17 protein-coding genes are annotated in these 20,061 nt (G+C 48.7%); 14 read left to right on the top strand and 3 right to left on the bottom strand.

All coding sequences use genetic code 11. The features are described from left to right. Positions 1–374: 374 nt before the first annotated feature. From OCV59_RS07710 to OCV59_RS07725, 4 genes are all read left to right on the top strand, one after another. Positions 375–1,664 carry an O-acetylhomoserine aminocarboxypropyltransferase/cysteine synthase family protein gene (locus OCV59_RS07710; protein ID WP_147593910.1) on the top strand — a complete coding sequence of 430 codons (1,290 nt, stop codon included), beginning with the start codon at positions 375–377 and terminating at the stop codon, positions 1,662–1,664. 37 nt (positions 1,665–1,701) lie between these two features. Then, on the top strand, positions 1,702–2,634 hold the full coding sequence (gene cysK / locus OCV59_RS07715) for a cysteine synthase A (RefSeq protein ID WP_147593911.1): 933 nt from the start codon (positions 1,702–1,704) through the stop codon (positions 2,632–2,634). A 208-nt stretch (positions 2,635–2,842) separates the two neighbouring features. Continuing rightward, the gene (locus OCV59_RS07720) at positions 2,843–4,225 is read left to right on the top strand and encodes a Mur ligase family protein (RefSeq protein ID WP_262584219.1); all 1,383 of its coding nucleotides are present in this window, start codon (positions 2,843–2,845) and stop codon (positions 4,223–4,225) included. Continuing rightward, the gene (locus tag OCV59_RS07725; RefSeq protein ID WP_147593913.1) at positions 4,222–4,920 is read left to right on the top strand and encodes a hypothetical protein; all 699 of its coding nucleotides are present in this window, start codon (positions 4,222–4,224) and stop codon (positions 4,918–4,920) included. The genes OCV59_RS07720 and OCV59_RS07725 overlap by 4 nt, the downstream gene beginning before the upstream one ends. 76 nt (positions 4,921–4,996) lie before the next feature. On the opposite strand, the gene OCV59_RS07730 is transcribed toward OCV59_RS07725, so the two are convergent. Beyond that, positions 4,997–5,986 carry a sugar-transfer associated ATP-grasp domain-containing protein gene (locus OCV59_RS07730; protein WP_147593914.1) on the bottom strand — a complete coding sequence of 330 codons (990 nt, stop codon included), beginning with the start codon at positions 5,984–5,986 and terminating at the stop codon, positions 4,997–4,999. 366 nt (positions 5,987–6,352) lie between these two features. Between OCV59_RS07730 and OCV59_RS07735 the strand changes: the two genes are divergently transcribed. From OCV59_RS07735 to pyk, 3 genes are all read left to right on the top strand, one after another. Then, positions 6,353–7,735 (top strand): Mur ligase family protein, encoded by a 1,383-nt coding sequence (locus OCV59_RS07735; protein WP_262584220.1) that lies wholly within the window; start codon positions 6,353–6,355, stop codon positions 7,733–7,735. Continuing rightward, positions 7,732–8,478, top strand: coding sequence for a hypothetical protein (locus tag OCV59_RS07740; RefSeq protein WP_147593916.1), 747 nt, complete (start codon positions 7,732–7,734; stop codon positions 8,476–8,478). Before OCV59_RS07735 ends, OCV59_RS07740 begins: the two co-directional genes overlap by 4 nt. A 110-nt stretch (positions 8,479–8,588) precedes the next feature. Then, positions 8,589–10,013 (top strand): pyruvate kinase, encoded by a 1,425-nt coding sequence (gene pyk, locus OCV59_RS07745; RefSeq protein WP_147593917.1) that lies wholly within the window; start codon positions 8,589–8,591, stop codon positions 10,011–10,013. An 87-nt stretch (positions 10,014–10,100) separates the two neighbouring features. On the opposite strand, the gene spoVG is transcribed toward pyk, so the two are convergent. Then, positions 10,101–10,394, bottom strand: coding sequence for a septation regulator SpoVG (spoVG, locus tag OCV59_RS07750; RefSeq protein ID WP_147593918.1), 294 nt, complete (start codon positions 10,392–10,394; stop codon positions 10,101–10,103). 90 nt (positions 10,395–10,484) lie between these two features. After that, complete coding sequence (purR, locus tag OCV59_RS07755; RefSeq protein ID WP_147593919.1) at positions 10,485–11,294, bottom strand: pur operon repressor; 810 nt, start codon at positions 11,292–11,294, stop codon at positions 10,485–10,487. 161 nt (positions 11,295–11,455) lie between these two features. On the opposite strand from purR, the gene murC reads away from it, so the two are divergent. From murC to OCV59_RS07790, 7 genes are all read left to right on the top strand, one after another. Then, positions 11,456–12,844 carry a UDP-N-acetylmuramate--L-alanine ligase gene (gene murC, locus OCV59_RS07760; protein ID WP_147593920.1) on the top strand — a complete coding sequence of 463 codons (1,389 nt, stop codon included), beginning with the start codon at positions 11,456–11,458 and terminating at the stop codon, positions 12,842–12,844. A 12-nt stretch (positions 12,845–12,856) separates the two neighbouring features. Continuing rightward, entirely contained in the window at positions 12,857–13,549 is a 693-nt protein-coding gene (locus OCV59_RS07765) for a DapH/DapD/GlmU-related protein (RefSeq protein ID WP_147593921.1), read from the top strand. 37 nt (positions 13,550–13,586) lie between these two features. Continuing rightward, entirely contained in the window at positions 13,587–14,537 is a 951-nt protein-coding gene (locus OCV59_RS07770; protein WP_147593922.1) for a ribose-phosphate diphosphokinase, read from the top strand. Between the two features lie 46 nt (positions 14,538–14,583). Further along, on the top strand, positions 14,584–15,174 hold the full coding sequence (pth, locus tag OCV59_RS07775; protein ID WP_147593923.1) for an aminoacyl-tRNA hydrolase: 591 nt from the start codon (positions 14,584–14,586) through the stop codon (positions 15,172–15,174). 43 nt (positions 15,175–15,217) lie between these two features. Next, the gene (gene mfd / locus OCV59_RS07780) at positions 15,218–18,631 is read left to right on the top strand and encodes a transcription-repair coupling factor (protein WP_147593924.1); all 3,414 of its coding nucleotides are present in this window, start codon (positions 15,218–15,220) and stop codon (positions 18,629–18,631) included. Between the two features lie 86 nt (positions 18,632–18,717). Further along, the gene (gene dapB / locus OCV59_RS07785) at positions 18,718–19,470 is read left to right on the top strand and encodes a 4-hydroxy-tetrahydrodipicolinate reductase (protein WP_147593954.1); all 753 of its coding nucleotides are present in this window, start codon (positions 18,718–18,720) and stop codon (positions 19,468–19,470) included. Between the two features lie 58 nt (positions 19,471–19,528). Next, positions 19,529–20,002, top strand: a complete 474-nt coding sequence (locus OCV59_RS07790) for a PaaI family thioesterase (RefSeq protein ID WP_147593925.1) — start codon at positions 19,529–19,531, stop codon at positions 20,000–20,002. Positions 20,003–20,061: the final 59 nt, after the last annotated feature.

Below are 20,061 nucleotides of genomic sequence, written 5' to 3' on the forward strand. Positions count from 1 at the left end.
GTACTGCCTTTTACAAGGGTACGGGCAAGGTGCCGGAGGTGCGCCCCCACCCGGGGATAAAAGCGGATACCAAATAACTTTAAAAAATTTTAAAATACCTATTGACAGATCGGAAAAGAAGTGATATCTTAAATCCATACTAAACAGATAGGAATACACGAAAAACTGAAAAACGTTAAAATTCAGATGTTTCGCAGAAGGGAGGCGACATATTCAATGAGTATCAGTTTCATAGTGCATGTAAGGAGAGATGACCGAATGTGTCGCTGTTGAACACGAGTAAGTCTTTAAATCAAAACACAGAACATCCGGGAAAGACCCGGAACAGAAAACGAAATCTAACATCATTAAATAGAAAGAAAGAGGAAAATAAAATGGCAGATAGAAATTTAAAGTTTGAGACAAGACAGTTACACGTTGGACAGGAGCAGGCAGATCCTACAACAGATGCGAGAGCAGTTCCGATCTATGCGACAACATCTTACGTTTTCCATGATTCACAGCATGCGGCAGACCGCTTCGGTCTCAGAGACGCAGGCAACATATACGGCAGACTGACAAATCCTACGCAGGACATTTTCGAACAGAGGATCGCATCGCTCGAAGGCGGCGTTGCAGCACTGGCAACGGCATCCGGGGCAGCAGCGATCACTTACACGATACAGGCACTGGCAAGACAGGGAGAGCACATCGTAGCAGCGAAGACGATATACGGCGGTACTTACAACCTGCTGGCGCATACACTCGAACTTCAGGGGATCACGACTACATTCGTTGATCCGGCAGAAGACGGTGCGTTCGAAGCGGCAATACAGCCTAACACAAAAGCGATATTCATCGAGAGCTTAGGCAATCCGAACTCGAACATCATCGACATCGAAGCGCTGGCTGAGACTGCACACAAGCACAACATTCCGTTAGTTGTGGATTCGACATTCGCTACACCTTACCTGCTCAGACCGCTCGAACACGGCGCAGACATCGTAGTCCACTCGGCAACAAAGTTCATCGGAGGACATGGTACTGCGATCGGCGGTGTGATCATAGACGGAGGAAGCTTCGACTGGAAAGCATCAGGTGCATATCCTTGGATCTCAGAACCGAATCCTAGCTACCACGGAATCTCGTTCGCAGAAGCGGCAGGTCCTGCAGCATTCGTGACATACATCAGAGCTATCCTGCTCAGAGACACAGGAGCAACACTTTCACCGTTCCACGCATTCATCTTCCTGCAGGGACTTGAAACACTTTCACTCAGAGTTGAGAGACACGTTGAGAACGCACTGAAGATAGTACAGTTCCTCGACAAGCATCCGCAGGTAGAGGCAGTACACCATCCATCGCTCGAAAACGATCCTAGCCACGCTTTATATGAGAAGTACTTCCCTAACGGAGGCGGTTCGATATTCACATTCGAGATAAAGGGCGATGCGAAGACAGCTCAGAAATTCATAGATAATCTCGCTATATTCTCACTGCTTGCAAATGTTGCAGACGTGAAGTCGCTGGCTATCCACCCTGCAAGCACTACGCACTCGCAGCTGACAGGCGAGGAGCTCGAAGAGCAGGGAATCAAAGAGAACACTATCAGACTTTCGATAGGTATCGAACACATAGACGATCTTATCGCAGCACTTGAAGATGCATTTGAAGCTGTAAAGTAAGCGGGAACGCGAATAATGGAAAGAAGGTTGAACCAAAATGGCAAATATAAATAAAGGTATACTGAATCTTATAGGAAACACTCCACTCGTAGAGGTAACAAATATCGAGAAAAATCATGATCTGGACGCGACCGTTCTCGTGAAGCTGGAATATCTGAATCCGGCAGGCAGTGTAAAGGACAGGATTGCCAAGGCGATGATTGAAGGCGCTGAAGCAAAGGGCATCCTGAAGGAAGGTTCTGTGATAATCGAGCCGACATCGGGAAATACAGGTATCGGTCTGGCTGCGATCGCTACAGCCAAGGGGTATCGTGCGATACTCACGATGCCTGAGACGATGAGTGTGGAAAGAAGAAACATACTCAAGGCTTACGGTGCAGAGATCGTGCTGACAGAAGGCGCAAAAGGCATGAAAGGAGCTATTGCAAAGGCTGAGGAGCTTGCAAAAGAGATAGAAAACAGTTTCATCCCGGGACAGTTCGTAAATCCTGCAAACCCGAAGGTGCACAGAGAGACTACAGGTCCTGAGATCTGGAACGATACAGACGGCAAGGTGGACATCTTCGTTGCCGGAGTAGGTACAGGCGGCACGCTTACAGGAGTCGGCGAATATCTGAAGTCACAGAACCCTGATGTAAAGATCGTGGCTGTGGAACCGTCGACATCGCCGGTACTTTCCGAAGGAAAAGCCGGAGTGCACAAGATCCAGGGAATCGGAGCAGGTTTCGTACCTGATGTACTGAACACAGGTATCTACGATGAGATAATCAGGATCGATAACGACGATGCTTTCGATACAGGAAAAGAGATCGCAAGAACAGAAGGAATACTCGTAGGTATCTCATCCGGGGCAGCTCTGAATGCAGCGCTGCAGCTGGCAAAGCGTCCTGAGAACAAGGGGAAGACGATCGTTGCACTGCTTCCTGACAGCGGAGACAGATACTATACGACGCCGCTCTTTGGAGAATAGAGAATAAACGAGACAAGTAATACAGTCAACCTCAATAAATACAATATATAGTAACAATGGGCTGATCGCACCGGCAAAACATCCTCCGGTGCGGCCGGTCTTTTTTGTACAGATGCGATTGGTCTTTTTAGGGTGTGGAATTATCTTCGCAAACGTGGTACAATAAAAAAGCTTATTTGCGATGAATACGACATACGGAGGACAATATATGTTTAGATTTTATATCGCTTTATGGATCTCAAAAATAGTAGCGTTCATTTTCAAAAAGAGAGGAAACGAACGTGACGACTGGCCGGGCCTTCTGGCATACAAGATCTGCCCGCAGTTCCTGAAATATATAAACAAGCCCAAGCTTGTGATCGCGATAACGGGAACGAACGGCAAGACGACGACGTCAGCGCTGATCAACAACAAGCTGGTCGCAGACGGCTACAGAGTCAGCTTCAACGACTGGGGCGCGAACCTGCAGGCCGGATACGGTCTCAACCTGATGAGATGTGTGGACTTTCTCAACAGACCTGTCAAGATGGATGCTGCGGTGCTAGAGGCTGACGAGAAGACTCTCGATGATACGATGACTCTTATAGAGCCGCACTATATACTCGTGACGAACATCTGCAAGGACTCGCTTAGAAGAAACGGACACCCTGAATTCATTTTCGATCACGTGGAGAGGACATTCAATGTTCTCGGGGACAAGACTGTGGCGATCCTTAACGCGAACGACCCTATAAGCTCACAGCTTGCTGCACATTCAGGCGCCAGACGAGTGTTTTACGGTATGGCAGATATCGGAGCGGATCCGTTTGAGAATACTGTAAAAGATATATCGGTTTGTCCTGAATGTGGACATGATATACATTATCATTACAGACTTTACAGACATATCGGCGATTTTTACTGTGACTCATGTGATTTCAGGACACCTGATGCAAAATATTTTGCTGAGGCTGTCGATTATGACACTAAGGAAATGACAGTGCGGGAGGAAGGTGAGGCTACCGCATATCCTCTCATATCAGATACTGTGTTCAATGCGTTCAACGTGCTGTCATACATCGCGCTGATGAGAGAGCTGGGCTTTGCAAAACAGGAGCTCGTCGATTTCCTGAAGACTCAGCGCGTGACGAAGATAAGAGAAACGAGCGTGAAATTCAACGGTATAGAATATCTGACGTATGCGGCAAAGAGCCAGAATGTCAGCGCAGCGTCGACCGTGTTCGAATATATGGCAAAGGAACCGTCGATAAAGGAAGTAGTGCTGCTGCTCGACGAGGTGCAGGACAGGAATCACCCGTCGGAGACTGTGACATGGCTGTACGAGACGGACTATGAATTCCTGAACAGCCCTAATATAAAGAAGATAATAGTCGGCGGTCATATGTATCTCAACCATAAGCTGAGACTGCTGCTTGCCGGCATAGATGAGAGCAGGATCGTGTGCGTCGAGGATGAGGCTGACATAGTGGATCACGTTGACAGAAGCGGCATAGAAAAAGTGTATGTGCTGTTCGAGATAGACTATGTGACTAAAGCGAGAAACATGAGAGACAGGATCGTTGAGAGAGCAAAGGAGGAGGCGGCAAAATGAAAAAGGTAGAATTACTCTTTCCGGAACTCTGTAATATTTACGGGGAAAGCTACAATGTGGAATATCTGAGGCGGTGCAGCGACGAGATCGAAGTCATAAACACCAACCACATGGATACGCCGGCTTTCGTAAACGAGGATGTCGACATGATATATCTTGGATGCACGACGGAGAGGAAGCAGGAGCAGATCATAGGGATACTGAGTCAGTATCGCGACAGGATCATCGAACTGATCGATAAAGGCGTGATATTCCTGGCAACGGGCAATGCGGTCGAGATATTCGGAAATTATATCGAAGATGCAGGCAGGAAGATAGATGCTCTCGGTATATTCGATTTCTACTCTGTGAGATACATGAGAAGAGACCGTCACAACTCCCAGTTCATCGGCACATTTGATGATATCACGGTGCTGGGCCACAGAAGCCAGTTCTCGTTTGCCTACGGAGATTTTGATGATAATTTCATAGACATACAGAAGGGCATCGGTATGAATCCTGATACGAAAAAAGAAGGTGTCCGCAGAAACAACTTCTACGGGACTTACTCGCTCGGGCCTTTCCTGATACTCAACCCGCTGTTTGCAAAGAAGCTCATGAGGATCATGGGTATTGATGATACACTGTGCTTTGAGAAAGAGATCGTTGAAGCTTATGAGTACAGACTCACAGAGCTGAACAGAACGATGGAATGATATAGATGCAAATGAAAAAGCTGCCGTTATGCGTGATGCATGGCAGCTTTTATAATGTCGTTTTTTAGTTATATATCTAGTCCATCACGGATTCGAATATATGTCTGCAGCCTTTGTGGTCAGGATGATGCTCTGCGAACACGTAGAACACGTGACCCGGATATTCGTTGCCTTCGATCAGGCATGGGCCGTTTTCGGAAACTGCTATGTCCCAGCCTACATAACGAACCTGAGGAACGACGAGTGCAGCTTCGAGAGCCATTTCTTTTATCTTTTCCCACTGCGGCACCTTGAATCCGATTATCGATGTGTGTGTGATCGGGTGTATGTCGTATGCGATATTCTCACCGTCGACTGCAGGGTACATGAGAGTGCCCGTTTCCAGATCGACCGGCGTCAGCATGCCGCCGTTGCAGAAGTTGTCGACGATCCCGTCTCTTCCTATTCGCACGTATGCTGCCAGCAGAGTAGCCTTTCCGTCCTTGAGGAAAGTGATCGCTCTTATGGTGTTTACACTGCTTGGATTGAGAGCAGACATCTCTTCGACCTGTATGATACGCTCTTCTGCGAGGTACGGCATCTTGTCGAGGCTCGCATCGAATGATTCCATAGATGCCGGGAGCTTTGCGACTCCATCGCCGTGAGTACCGTCGACAGGCTTCAGGATGAAATCCTCCTTGCCCTTTATGAATTCCGCAAATTCGTCGCGCTGGTCTGCGCTTTTCACGAACAGCCAGTCACGGCCGAGGTATTTGCTGAATTTTTCATTGAAATCCACCTTGTTTATGAAATAGTGGACATAGTCGAAGTCGTTGTACTTTACGACGTACTGGTTGTTCACGCCTCTCGTCACGACGTCACGTCGTTCTTCCGCATTCAGCGTATCCATCCTCGCATTGAGGTAATCGATGTATCCGGCCTGATATTTCAGACCGCAGTATATGATATCGAAGAAAAGTGCCACGCTGTTTTTTCCTGACACCTTATGGACTTTTTTTACTGTATCGAACAGTTGCTTATAATTCATGCCGAATATACGGCCGATAAGAAATCTGAGCTTTTTCATATTGTATTTAACACTGCCTTCCTTTTTTTGAATTACCTATAATATTACCATAATTTATAAAAAAAACAAAGCATTTGAGTGTTTTGCACAAATTCAGGGAAGCGTTTCGGTAAATACTAGATACAGCGGCCTGGTTTGATATGGCATAAAAAGGTGAAACATGGTATAATATCCGGGTTGCAGATGGAGTGATATAAGACCTCCCCCTGCGGGGATAATCTCAATGTCAACATACGTTGACAAATAAATGAAACACCACAAGGGTGTAACCTTAATGTCAGCTTTCAGCTGACAAATAAATGAAACCCCCTGCGGGGATAACCTTAATGTCAGCTTTCAGCTGACAAATAAATGAAAGGATTCTTTATGGGAAAACTAAGATTTCTGGCTGCGTTATGGGCGGCCAAGCTTTCGATCGTGGCATTGAAGATCACGAGGCATAACGGTACTAATTTCCCGGGTGTGCTGGCGCTCAGGATATGCCCGGATTTTATGAAATATATAGGAAAGCCTGAAAAGGTGATAGCGGTGACCGGGACGAACGGCAAGACGACTGTCAGCAATATGATCGTCGATGCCTTCGCTCAGGAGGGGATATCAGCAGTAAACAACAGGATGGGCTCGAATATCAACAGCGGCATAGCTACAAGCCTCATACAGAACTGCGGACTGTCGGGAAAATGTAAAAAGTCTCTCGGGCTGTTCGAGATCGACGAGCGCTCAGCGAGAAGGATATTCCCGTATATGGAGCCGGAATACATGATCGTGACGAATCTGTCCAGAGACTCGATAATGAGAAACGGACATCCGGAATATATCTCGGATATACTGACGAAATACATGCCGAAGAAGACGAAGCTGATACTGAATGCGGACGATCTGCTCTGTTCAGGTGTTGCGCCTGACAATTACAGAGCGTATTTCGGAATCGAAAAAATGCCGGGCGATATAACAGAGTGCATAAATCTGATAAACGATATACAGATCTGCCCTGAATGTCACCACAAGCTCAAGTACGAATATCTCAGATACAGCCATATCGGCAAGGCATACTGTCCTGAGTGCGGCTTTACAGCTCCTGAATACGACTATGCGGGGTGCAATGTAGATCTGGAAAAGATGACGCTCGACATCAGAGACAGGAACGGCAAGGCGACGTACAGGCTGCTCAACGACAGCGCATACAACATATACAACGTCGTGTCGATGGTCGCGCTTTTCCTTGAAATGGGCTATTCTCGCGAAAAGGTGCAGTCTTTCCTCGAAAACATGAGTATAGTGGGAAGCCGTTATGATGAAGTAAAGGTCGGCGAATACACGATATGCAGGATGCTCGCGAAAGAGAAAAACGCATTCGCAAGCTCGAGAGTATTCGACTACATTTCGCATACGAAAGGAAAGAAAGAGATCATACTGATGAACTGCTGCCAGGGAGACGCGATACACTGGTCGGAAAACACCTGCTGGATGTACGACTGCGATTTTGAATTCCTGAACGATGAGAATATCGAAAACATCATCATCTGCGGGCCGAGAGTGAAGGACTACAGGCTGAGACTGCTCCTCGCAGGCGTTCCGGAGGAAAAGATCTCGTACACGGATGATGAGCTCGATACTCCGGACAAGCTGAAGCTGAACGGAGAGAGCTATATATATGTTCTTTACGGAACGGATTCGATCGCGCTGGGATCGAAGGTGGCAGCTAAAGTGAAGAAGACCATAGAGGAAAAAGGAGGAAAAAACAGATGAAAATAGAAGTCCTTTTCCCGGAAATATGCAATCTGTACGGTGAACTTGAGAATATAGGATATCTTAAAAAATCGATGCCGGATATCGAGGTCGTGGAGACGGCCATCACGGACGAACCGCTGTTTGTGACAGAGGAGCCGGATCTCATATACATGGGCACGATGACGGAAAGCGCACAGCTTCTCGTGATAGACAAGCTGTCAGCTTATATAGAGCGTATCGAAGAGCTCATAGGCCGCGGCGTGAATTTCCTGATCACCGGGAACGCGCTGGAGGTCTTTGGAAAGAGGATCGAGGATGTCGACGGCACAGTCGTTGAATGTATGGGTTTCTTTGACTTCGTGACTAAGAGAGATATGATGAACAGATACAATTCGCTGTATCTCGGAGAGTTCAAGGGGCAGACCGGTGATGTGGCTGCGATGATGAAGATAGTCGGCTACAAGAGCCAGTTCACTCATTCGTACTGGGAAGAAGGTAAGGTCAAGGCTGATCCGCTTTTCATCACGGACAGAGGTCCGGGACTGAATCCTGATATAAGCGGAGAAGGTATACATGCCAATAATTTTATGGCTACGTACGTCATAGGACCGCTGCTGGTGCTCAACCCGCCTTTTGCAAAATATGTGCTGAGGCAGTGCGGGGCAGCTGATCCGGAGCTGGCTTTTGAGGAAGCTGCAATGGATGCCTATGAGGCGAGAGTGGCCGAGTATTCAGACCCGGGAACAGGATTTTATTACTGATCCTGATGAGTCGGGACTGTTTAAGATAATGGAAACAGCGGCCGCATGTCAGCATATAGAGCGACAGTGCGGCCTCAGATATATACAGGCAGAAAAGGAAGGTGGATTTTATGCTTAAAAAGACTAAGATCGTATGTACTCTGGGACCTGCGAGCAAGGATGAAAAAACAATGAAGGCAATGCTGGAAGCGGGCATGAATGTGGCGCGGCTGAATTTTTCTCATGGAACGCATGAGGGCCACAGAAAGACCATCGAAACCTTCAGGAAAGTACGAGACGAACTCGGAGTGCCTGCTGCGGTACTTCTCGATACAAAGGGACCGGAAATAAGAGTCGGCGATTTTGAAAACGGCAGCGAGATGCTGGAGGCCGGCGACACGTTCGTTCTGACGTCAGAAAAATGTATGGGGACCGCACAGCGCGCAGACACCACCTACAAGGCGCTGCCGACACAGGTGGAAGCCGGGACGGTCATACTGATCGATGACGGCCGTATCAGAATGGAAGTGACGGACACTACGGATACAGACGTCATCTGCAGAGTGATCTCCGGCGGGAAGATCAGCAACAGAAAAGGCGTCAATATACCTAATAAATCGCTCGATCTCGAATACATCAGTGAAGCGGACAGAAGCGACATACTGTTCGGTATCGAGATGGACGTGGACTACGTGGCGGCGTCGTTCGTTCGAAGCGGCGATGACGTACGCGCGCTCAGGAAGCTGCTCAATGACAACGGCGGGGAAAAGATAAAGATCATTTCGAAGATAGAAAATACCGAAGGCATAGCGAACTTTGCAGAGATCCTGGATCTGTCCGATGGGATAATGGTGGCTCGCGGCGACATGGGCGTGGAAGTCGATTTTGAAAAGCTGCCCGGTATACAGAAGAAATTCATCAAGGAATGCTGCAGGGCAGGCAAGCCTGTAATAACGGCAACGCAGATGCTCGAGTCGATGACGACGAGCACGTCGCCTACGAGAGCGGAGATAACAGATGTGGCAAATGCGGTGTTCGACGGGACGTCGGCTGTGATGCTTTCGGGGGAAAGCGCTGCGGGGATGTTCCCGGTAGAGACTGTGCAGGCCATGGCAAAGATCGTCCACCAGGCGGAGATAGATGCTGAGGAAGTGAACCAGTACAAGTTCCTGGAAGTCGAATCGGATGAAAAGGATATCGCGAATGCGATAGGACATGCGGCGTGCACTACGGCAAAAGATATAAAGGCAAAGGCTATAATCGCGGTGACGACATCGGGATATACCGCTGAAATGATGTCGAAGTACAAGCCTGTCGAGAAGATAATCGCGGCTACCCCTGTAGAGAAGACTTATCATCAGCAGTCACTGACTCGCGGCGTCTTCCCGGTGCTTACGGATTTCAGCAGCGACTGGGATGCGCTGATGGTGGATGCTGCACGGGAAGCTGAGAAGTATGGATTCGTGGAAAAAGGCGATACCGTGGTTTTCAGCGCGGGAATGCCGCTGCAGGTATCAGGCACGACAAATCTTATCATGGTAAAGGTGATCGGATAGGCAGAAACAAAATAAAGACCCGGTGCGTTGATGCATCAGGTCTTTTTTGTCATCAGTTATAATTTTATACCCGGAAATACAGGGCACCTAGAGGTCAGCGGCAGCTGCATCTTCAACAGCTTTCTGAGCTAAAACTTTGTCGTATTCTGCGAATATGGCATCTCTGATCTTGTTCCTTGTTTCTGAAACAAGAGGATGGGCGATATCTCTGAAGTCTCCTTCTCCCATTTTTCTGCTGGGCATAGCAATGAACAGACCGTTCTGGCCCTCGATGATCTTGATATCGTGTACAACAAATTCATCGTCAAATGTAATCGAGACTACTGCCTTCATTTTACTTTCATCGTTGATTTTTCGGATTCTTACGTCAGTAATGTTCATGTGTAGTTACCGCCTTTCATGCCGTTGTATTATGTTTTGATTTTAACGATAGTATTATATAATAGAATAATCATATAAACAAGCATTATTTTAAAAAATCTGACAATTAGGAATTACCTCCACAAACTTGTTATTTTCATCTACATCTCCGAGATATACGATAGGAAAATAATCACTGACTTTTTTCTTCTCAGGTTTGGTGTTTACGATAGCTACCCCGATCCCCACGACTTCGATATCCACCTCTGACAGTATTTCGACGATGCCCTTTATGCTGCCGCCGCCGCGCATGAAGTCATCGATGATGAGCGCCTTGGAACCGGGGGCTGCAGCTCTTTTGGAAATAGACATTTTCTGAAGTCTTTCCGACGAGCCGGGAAAATAATTGATGCTGACCGTAGCACCTTCCGATATCTTCGTTTCTCTTCTGACAACTACGACGGGCAGGTTGAGAAGCTGTGCGGTCATGAATGCCACAGGGATGCCTTTCGTTTCTATCGTAGCAACATAGTTCGCTCCGGACTCTCTGAATTTTTTTGCAAAGATGCGCGCCATGTCTTTTACGATAGCAGGATCGTACATTATGTCTGAAGTATACAGGAAACCTCCGCCGAGGATGCGGCCGTCTTCCCTGAGCAGATCACAGAGATGCTGCTGCACTTCCGCAGCCCGTTCCGGCGAAATGTCCGGCACGTATTTGACTCCGCCTGCGGCGCCGGGTATCGTTTCGATATATCCGTAACCGGTAGCTTCGACAGCTTCCTTTGCAGCGCTGATATCCTCGCTGATGCTTGATTTTGCTGCAGAGAACCTGTCGCAGAAATATTTAAGATTAAAGACGCGCTCCGGTGATTCGGTCAGTATCTGGCAGATAGCTCCGACTCTGTGACTCCTTTTCATATACACCTCCAGAATGTGAACACACAAATAAAACGAACTATTATTGAAAATATAATAATATCATTCGCATTTGTTGTCAAATGTGTTTTTTTGCAAATAAGGCGCATTTTTAAAGCCAAATATGATATAATCGTTTTATCTATAACTGAGGAGGCGCAGGAATGATTAATTTGCCTGATTATAAGAAGATCCACTGCATCGGGATCGGTGGTATCGGACTATCTGCGATAGCGGAGATACTCCTGTCAAGAGGATATGAGGTTTCCGGATCAGATATGAGAGAAAGTGAAATGACAGAAAGGCTCATCGAACAGGGAGCCAGAATATATTTAGGCCATAGAGCGAAAAATGTAGACGATGTGGATCTCGTGATCTACTCTTCGGCGATAGGGAGGGACAATCCTGAACTTGCCAGAGCCGATGAACGCGGGATACCCGCGATAACGAGAGCACAGGCACTCGGAGTGCTGATGGACGAGTACAGGAACAGCATAGCTGTTTCGGGAACACACGGCAAGACTACAACGACTTCTATGGTTTCTTTGATTTTAAAGGAAGCACAGAAAGAGCCTACTATCCTGGTCGGTGGAAATCTCGCAGAGATAGACGGCAATGTTTATATAGGAGAGAACGAGTATTTCGTTACGGAAGCATGCGAGTACATGGACAGCTTCCTTAACCTCAAGCCGAAGATCGAGATAATCCTGAACATAGATTCAGACCATCTCGACTATTTCAAGGATGTCGAGCATATAGCAAGCTCTTTTGACAAGTTCGCGAAACTCGTGCCTTCGGACGGAGCGGTCATCGCATATGACGCAAACCCGTTTGTAAAGAGCGTGATCGAAGGACTTCCGAATGCCGTAACGTTCGGACTCGGCGAAAGCTGCGACTATTTTGCATCTGACATAGACTTTGACAATGAAGGCATGCCGAGATTCACAGTCAACCATGGAGGGAAGGAGCTGTGCCGCATAGCGCTGTCGGTACCGGGAGAACACAATGTGCTGAATGCGCTGTCTGCTTTTGCATGCGGGCATATCCTGGGTGTCGATGTTGACAGCATGGTCAGGACTCTCGAAAACTTCAACGGTATACAGAGACGTTTCGATGTTCTCGGCAAGACCGCGAACAATATAAAGATCATAGACGACTATGCTCATCATCCGACGGAGATAAAGGCTACGCTGTCAGCGGTGAAGAAGATGAAGCACAATCATATGTGGTGTCTGTTCCAGCCGCACACATATACGAGAACGATGGCGCTGCTGGATGACTTTGCGACTTCATTCACAGATGCGGACAAGGTCGTGCTCGCAGAGATATATGCGGCAAGAGAGAAGAACATATACAAGATAAGCTCGAAGAGCCTGATGAACAGGATAAAGGAAGAGGATCCGGCGAAGGACGTTTATTTCTTCAGCGACTTTGAGGAAATCGCGAACTTCGTATACAACAATGCGGAACCGGGAGATCTGGTCATAACGATGGGTGCCGGAGACATATATAAAGTCGGAGAGATGATCCTCGAAAAAGACAAGAGGTTTTAAGGAGAGAGCTTTATGGATATAAAAGAATACGAAAAACTTGAGAGACAGCGTATAAGCAGAAATCTGGACTATCTGGAAGCCGGCGTCAGGTTCATAGATATCAGGACCGCATATATAGAAGAAGGCGTGACGATAGGGGCCGGGACTGTGATATATCCCTGCGTAGTTATCGAAGGCGATGTGACGATCGGTGAAAACTGCACGATCGGACAGAACAGCAGGATAAAGGATTCCGTGATCGGAGACGACACGTCGATCCAGAGCTCTGTGATACTGGAAAGCAAAGTCGGCAGCGGTACTTCAGTGGGACCGTTTGCATATCTCAGACCGAACAGTGAAGTCGGAGACGGCTGCAAGGTGGGAGATTTCGTAGAGATAAAGAATTCAAAGCTTGGTGACGGCGCGAAAGCGGCGCACCTTACATATGTGGGAGATTCCGACGTCGGCGAGCGCGTGAATCTCGGATGCGGAGTCGTGTTCGTGAACTACGACGGAAGCAGAAAATACCGTTCAGTCGTCGAGGACGGAGCATTCATCGGCTGCAACGTGAACCTGGTTTCACCTGTGCACGTTGGAAAAGACGCATACATAGCGGCAGGCAGCACGATAACAGAAGACGTACCGGATGGTGCGCTTTACGTAGCCAGAGCCAAAGGCAGGACGCTGGAAGGCTGGGTAGAGAAAAAAGGCATCTTAAAAAAATAAACATCAGTTGAACAGAAAGTTGAGGTAGGAGAAACAAATGAAAAACAGTGCATTTTCAAACTACAAGGTATTTGCAGGCAACTCTCACTTGGAGCTTGCAGAAGAGATCACATCGATAATGGGAAAACCTCTTGGAAGAGCTACTGTAAACAAATTCAGTGACGGAGAGATATCTGTTAATCTGTGGGAATCGGTAAGAGGCGTTGACTGCTATATAGTACAGTCGACATGCGATCCGGTAAACGACAATCTCATGGAGCTTCTTATCATGATAGATGCAATGAAGCGCGCATCTGCAGGAAGGATCAATGCAGTTATCCCTTACTACGGATATGCGAGACAGGACAGAAAAGCAAAGGCCAGAGATCCGATCACAGCAAAGCTGGTTGCAAACCTTCTGATGGCGGCAGGTGCAGACAGAGTGCTGACTATGGATCTGCATGCAGCTCAGATACAGGGTTACTTCGACATCCCTGTGGATCACCTCGTAGGCATGCCTATACTGACTAAGCATTTCATGGAAGAAAACATGGACAACGTGGTAGTCGTTTCTCCTGACCACGGAAGCGTTACTAGAGCAAGAAACATGGCTCAGCCGCTCAATGCTCCTATCGCTATAGTTGACAAGAGAAGACCTGAGCCTAACAAGAGCGAGATAATGAACATCATCGGAGATATCGAAGGCAAGAACTGCATACTCGTCGATGATATGATAGATACAGCAGGAACTATAACGAATGCGGCAAATGCGCTCAAGGAAATGGGCGCTGCAAGCGTAAGAGCATGTGCTACACATGCAGTGCTTTCAGGCCCGGCAATAGAGAGGATAGAAAACTCGGCTATAGAAGAGCTGATCCTCCTCAACACACTGCCGATCCCTGAAGAAAAGAAGATAGAAAAGATGAAGATGCTTTCTGTTGCACCGCTGTTCGCAGAGGCGATGACAAGAGTATTTACAAACGATTCGATAAGCAAACTCTTCGACTAGTTTTATGCCGGAAGATGCGGCGGACAGATGAAAGGAACGGACGTTAATGTTTGTTATTGCAGGACTGGGGAATCCCGGAAAAAAATATGAAAATACGCGGCACAATATGGGGTTTCTCGTCGTGGACCGCATAGCTGAGAAATGCGGCATAAGTGTAAACAGGATGAAGCACAGGGCTCTGGTCGGAGAGGGAAGGATCTCCGGCCGGAAGGCCCTTCTTGTGAAGCCTCAGACCTACATGAACCTCAGCGGCGAATCGGTCAGAGAAGTAGTGGATTATTACGATGTGGATCTTGAAGACGTCATAGTGATATATGATGACTTCGATCTCGAGACAGGCTCGATACGCGTGAGGAAAAAAGGCAGCGCCGGAAGTCATAACGGAATGAAATCGGTGATCTCGCATCTCGGATCCGGAGATTTCCCGAGAGTGAGGATCGGCATCGGCAAGAGCGGCGGGCTCGACTGGAAGGATTTCGTGATAGGCAAGGTCGCAAGTCAGGAAAAGGACGTTATCGCGGAGGCTGTCGACAAGGCGGCAGACGCGGTGCTCTGCATACTTGAAAAGGGTATAGACAGAGCTATGAATGAATATAATGTAAAAGCAAAGGCGCCGGCACGCGACAAGGCGGAATAGGCGATGCGGGCGCCGGTGTGCGTTTATCAGTGTGAGGGATCAAGTGGCAGAAAAGGGAATGATCAACATTACAGGTGCAGCTGAAGGTTGCGTCGCACCGATCATATCAGATTTAATCAATGAGAAAAAAGGTCAGAGTCTTATTGTTGTTTCTACTTTTAACAGAGCGAAACGACTGGCAGCGGACCTTTCTTTTTTTAATACGCGCAATATCTACATACTGCCGCAGGAGGAAGAGACTTTCCTGCAGTATGAAGCGAGAAGCAATGATGATCTGCTGGAACGCATGAAAGTGCTGCGCGCTGTCACTGCAGGCGAGGAATGCATAGTGATCGCTCCCGTTACGGGTGCGGTGAAAAAGCTGCCGCCCAGAGAGATATTCGAAGAGAATGTACTCAGGCTGAAGCTCGGGGAAGACGCAGATCCCGAAGAGATAAAAAGGCGTCTGACTCTGATGGGATACGAGCGGGTCTCAATGATAGAAAGCCGCGGAGAATACAGCATCAGAGGCGGAATAATAGACATCTTCACGCCGGACAGTGACGATCCGTACAGAGTGGAGCTGTTCGACACGGAAGTAGACTCGATAAGGACATTCGACAGCCTCACGCAGCGCTCGATAGAGGCGCTCAGCGATATATCGGTATATCCGTGTTCTCATATAGCAAAGGATCACGAAGTGTTCGAGGCTGCCGGAAAGAGGATCACCAGAGCGTATGACAGGCGCATAAAGGCTCTCGAAAAGAAAGAGGGCAGCAGCGAGACCGTATACAACCTCAAACAGCGAAAGCAGCAGCTTCTGGAATACACGGAGAGCATGATAAACCTGCAGTACATGGAAAAGTTCATAAATTATTTTTATGACGAGACAATGTACATCTGGGACTACATGGACGATCCGCAGCTTTTCATAGACGATCCTGCCAGGATCCTCGAGACACTGGAGGCATATGAAAAAGAACGTGCGGACGATATAGACGCGATACTTGCGGCAGGCAGAGGCATCGGAGAGGATTTCGCATCGATGTCCGGCCAGGCCGATTATTTCAGGCTCTATGAAAAGGAAGGCTATATATTGACGCCGTTCGTCAGCACGATAAAAAAGGCGCCGTTCCTCAAAGAGCTGATAAATGTGGAATGCAGGCAGGCTCCTGTCTTCAACGGCAGGATGGATATCCTCAAAACCGAGCTGGAAAACTATGCTGCGCGAGGGTACACCGTTACGATCGTCTGTAGCAGCGACGAGCGGATGAAAAGCGTGCAGGAGTTCCTGACACATGAAAATCTGACAGGAAAGGCGTCGGTCAGAAAAGGTGTACTGACGGCAGGCATGGAGCTCTGTGACAGGAAAGAGTGCTATATCTGGGAAGGCGATATTTTCGGCGGCAGCCGCAGGAAGAAAAAACGCTCGAAACGCTCAGCAGGCTCTCAGATCAAGAGCTTCTCGGACGTGCAGGAAGGCGACTATGTAGTTCATGAAAGCCACGGTATCGGCAAGTTCATGGGCATAGAGCAGCTGGTCGTCCAGGGGGTGAAGAAGGATTACCTCAAAGTAAAGTATGCAGGTGAGGACTCGCTTTACATCCCGGTGGATCAGCTGGGGATGCTCCAGAAGTACGTCGGAGGAGATGGCGTGACGCCAAGACTGAACAAGCTTTCCGGCAGCGAGTGGAAGCAGACCAAGGCGAGAGCGCAGAAAGCCGTGAACGATATGGCTGAGGAACTGATACGCGTGTCGGCAGCGAGGATGAACGAAAAAGGCTATGCCTTCTCGGAGGATACGGTCTGGCAGCATGAATTCGAGGACAGCTTCCCGTATGCCGAGACCGATGACCAGCTCAGATGCGTGGATGAGATAAAAGGCGACATGGAAAAGGATTCGCCGATGGACAGACTGCTGTGCGGAGACGTCGGATTCGGCAAGACCGAAGTTGCCGCCAGGGCTCTTTTCAAATGCGTGGCTGACGGAAAACAGGCGGCGGTGCTCGTGCCGACGACGCTTCTGGCGAACCAGCACTACTACACGATGAAAGATCGCTTTGAAAAATTCCCGTTCAAGGTCGAGATGATGTCGAGGTTCAAGAGCGCAGCACAGCAGAAACGCATAATAGAAGGCCTTGAGAACGGCAGCGTCGACATGGTGATAGGAACGCACAGACTGCTGTCTGAAGATGTAAAGTTCAAGGATCTCGGTCTGCTGGTGATAGATGAGGAGCAGAGATTCGGCGTGAAGCACAAGGAAAGGCTCAAGCAGCTGAAGACTAATGTGGACGTGCTGACGCTGTCGGCTACCCCGATACCGAGGACGCTGCACATGTCTCTGTCAGGTGTTAAGGACATGAGCGTCATCGAGGAGCCGCCTGAAGACAGATATCCTGTCCAGACATATGTTATGGAGCAGGACGATTTCGTGATAAGAGAAGCGATAGAAAAGGAGCTGGCAAGAGGCGGTCAGGTATACGTGCTGTACAACCGCGTTGAGTCGATAAACCGTGTCGCCAGCGATATCGAAGCGCTGGTGCCGGATGCCGATGTAGTCGTCGGACATGGCAAGATGCGTGAAAAGCAGCTTGAGAATATAATAATAGATTTTTCGGAAGGCGAATACAATGTGCTGGTCGCAACGACGATCATAGAATCGGGGATAGATATACCGAACGTGAACACGATGATCGTGCTGGATGCAGACAGGTTCGGACTGGCGCAGCTCCATCAGCTGAGAGGCAGAGTGGGGCGTTCAGGCAGGATGGCGTATGCATATCTGATGTATACGAAAGACAGGAATCTGAGCGAGATCGCGGAAAAGCGCCTGCGTGCTATCAGGGAGTTCACGGAGTTCGGGTCCGGGTTCAGGATCGCGATGAAAGACCTCGAACTGCGCGGCGCCGGAAACATACTTGGCACAGAACAGTCCGGGCACATGCTCAGCATAGGGTATGAGCTCTACTGCAAGATGCTGGAAGAAGCCGTCGATGCTGCAAAAGGCAAGGAAACGCTGCCGCAGGCGGAAGAGACGGCGTTCAGTCTGGCGATACCGGCGGTGATACCGAAACGATATATAGAAAACGAAGTGCTGAGACTGCAGATGTACAAGAAGATAGCGATGATCGAAAGCGACGAGGACGAGGCGGAGATAGTCGATGAGCTTCTCGACAGATTCGGAGACATACCGAAGGATACCATGAACCTCGTCAAGATATCGAAGATAAGAGCGATGGCAGGCAGGCTGGGAGTGAAGGAAATAACCCAGCAGGGCTACAAGATCATTTTCGGACTGTGGGAAAACGTCAAGCTGACAGAGCCTGTCATGGCGGCACTTGTTGCGAAGTACGGTGCAAAGATGATGATAAACGGAGGCAAAGAGCCGTTCATACGGCTGACGATAAACAAAGAGGAGCCGGTGAAGGCGATAGAACAGTTCCTGCAGACCGCTGTGAACGAACAGAAGCCGAACTGAGTTTTCGTCAGGAAGGCCGCCCGGAATGCTCAGAACGATCGGAGCGCCGGAAGGCGGCAGAGATTGCAGACAGGAGGGATATGGAAATGGTAAAAGCAGTGATAACAGCACCAAGAGGCAGTATGGGGAGCCTGATAGTGCGCGCAGCTCATGACAGGGACGGTATAGAGATCGTCGGCGGTGTCGGCGCGCCGGGACGAGAGTATATCGGCACTGATATAGGACTTGCCGCAGGTCTCGGTACTGAGGCGGGAGCGCTGGTATACGATGACATAGAGAAGATAATAGGAGAATGCGACCTGGTGATAGACTTTTCGACAGTCGAGCTTTCGATGAAGGTGCTTGAAAGCTGCAGGTGGCATGGAAAGGCATTCATTTGCGGAACGACAGGCTTTACTGATGAGCAGACGAAGCAGATACTGGAAGCAGCGGAAGTCATACCGGTGATGAAAGCGTCAAATACTTCATACGTCGTGAATGTGATGAAAGAACTGCTGGGACAGGCTGCTGCAAAGCTGGGAGACAAGTGCAGGATAGAGATAATCGACATGCACAGCGAGACAAAGAAAGACGCACCGAGCGGCACGGCGATAGAGTTTGCGGAGGAGATGGCGGCAAAGTCGCCGGACAAGTCGTACGATGATATAACATTCCATTCGGTGAGAGCAGGCAACACGCCGAGCACGCATACGGTCATATTCGGATGTATGGGTGAAAAGCTGGAAATATCACACGATGCGTATGACTGGAACTGCTATGCCTCGGGAGCATGTGACGCTGCACTTTTCATGGAAGGAAAAGCACCGGGAAGCTATACGATGGAGGATGTTATCAGGTGAAACCGCCTGTGATATATGATACATAGAAAATGCAGGATATTCAGGAAGGAGGCGTGTAATGCCGGAGAAAAAAACAGCCGGGCAGCTGAGGCTGGAAGCCTTTGTAGAAAAGACACTGCGAGAAAACAACGAGGACCAGAAAGACCGGATAAACGGGATGATGCGATCAGAAGCAGCGGGCTGCTCATTCGAGGACCGCACGATAACATTTGCATTTCCTGTACAGCCGTGGCAGGCAAACCGCGTCGGCGATATGCACGGCGGAATGATATGCACGGCATTCGATCTGACGATAGCTGCGCTTGCCAGGTTTTATGCAGAAGAAAACTTTGCACCGACGATAAGTCTTGATGTAAAATATATACGTCCCGTAAAGGTAGGCGATACGCTCCTCGTGACGGCTAAGGCGATCGCGGCAGGCAGAAGGATAACCCAGCTGACGTGCGAGGCATACAGCGGGAGGACCGGAAAGCTGGCAGCATCGGGAGCTTCGGTGTATATGAACGTGGATACCTCGAAGGAGCACAGCTGAAAAGGCAGGCCCCGGCGGAACGGGAATGACATGCTGGTGTATATTTCAAAAAAAACGAT

Origin of the sequence: Brotomerdimonas butyrica, assembly GCF_025567305.1 — a bacterium.
In the GTDB taxonomy this organism is placed as follows: Bacteria; Bacillota; Clostridia; order Peptostreptococcales; family Anaerovoracaceae; genus Lentihominibacter; species Lentihominibacter butyricus.

Bases quoted from the DNA above. Each gene is read 5' to 3' on its own strand.
- murC (WP_147593920.1), top strand. From the start codon at position 11,456: ATGATTAATTTGCCTGATTATAAGAAGATCCACTGCATCGGGATCGGT.
- OCV59_RS07740 (WP_147593916.1), top strand. From the start codon at position 7,732: ATGAAAATAGAAGTCCTTTTCCCGGAAATATGCAATCTGTACGGTGAA.
- OCV59_RS07720 (WP_262584219.1), top strand. From the start codon at position 2,843: ATGTTTAGATTTTATATCGCTTTATGGATCTCAAAAATAGTAGCGTTC.
- dapB (WP_147593954.1), top strand. From the start codon at position 18,718: ATGGTAAAAGCAGTGATAACAGCACCAAGAGGCAGTATGGGGAGCCTG.
- OCV59_RS07790 (WP_147593925.1), top strand. From the start codon at position 19,529: ATGCCGGAGAAAAAAACAGCCGGGCAGCTGAGGCTGGAAGCCTTTGTA.
- OCV59_RS07725 (WP_147593913.1), top strand. From the start codon at position 4,222: ATGAAAAAGGTAGAATTACTCTTTCCGGAACTCTGTAATATTTACGGG.
- OCV59_RS07710 (WP_147593910.1), top strand. From the start codon at position 375: ATGGCAGATAGAAATTTAAAGTTTGAGACAAGACAGTTACACGTTGGA.
- cysK (WP_147593911.1), top strand. From the start codon at position 1,702: ATGGCAAATATAAATAAAGGTATACTGAATCTTATAGGAAACACTCCA.
- OCV59_RS07735 (WP_262584220.1), top strand. From the start codon at position 6,353: ATGGGAAAACTAAGATTTCTGGCTGCGTTATGGGCGGCCAAGCTTTCG.
- OCV59_RS07730 (WP_147593914.1), bottom strand. From the start codon at position 5,986: ATGAAAAAGCTCAGATTTCTTATCGGCCGTATATTCGGCATGAATTAT.
- purR (WP_147593919.1), bottom strand. From the start codon at position 11,294: ATGAAAAGGAGTCACAGAGTCGGAGCTATCTGCCAGATACTGACCGAA.
- OCV59_RS07765 (WP_147593921.1), top strand. From the start codon at position 12,857: ATGGATATAAAAGAATACGAAAAACTTGAGAGACAGCGTATAAGCAGA.
- OCV59_RS07770 (WP_147593922.1), top strand. From the start codon at position 13,587: ATGAAAAACAGTGCATTTTCAAACTACAAGGTATTTGCAGGCAACTCT.
- pyk (WP_147593917.1), top strand. From the start codon at position 8,589: ATGCTTAAAAAGACTAAGATCGTATGTACTCTGGGACCTGCGAGCAAG.
- spoVG (WP_147593918.1), bottom strand. From the start codon at position 10,394: ATGAACATTACTGACGTAAGAATCCGAAAAATCAACGATGAAAGTAAA.
- pth (WP_147593923.1), top strand. From the start codon at position 14,584: ATGTTTGTTATTGCAGGACTGGGGAATCCCGGAAAAAAATATGAAAAT.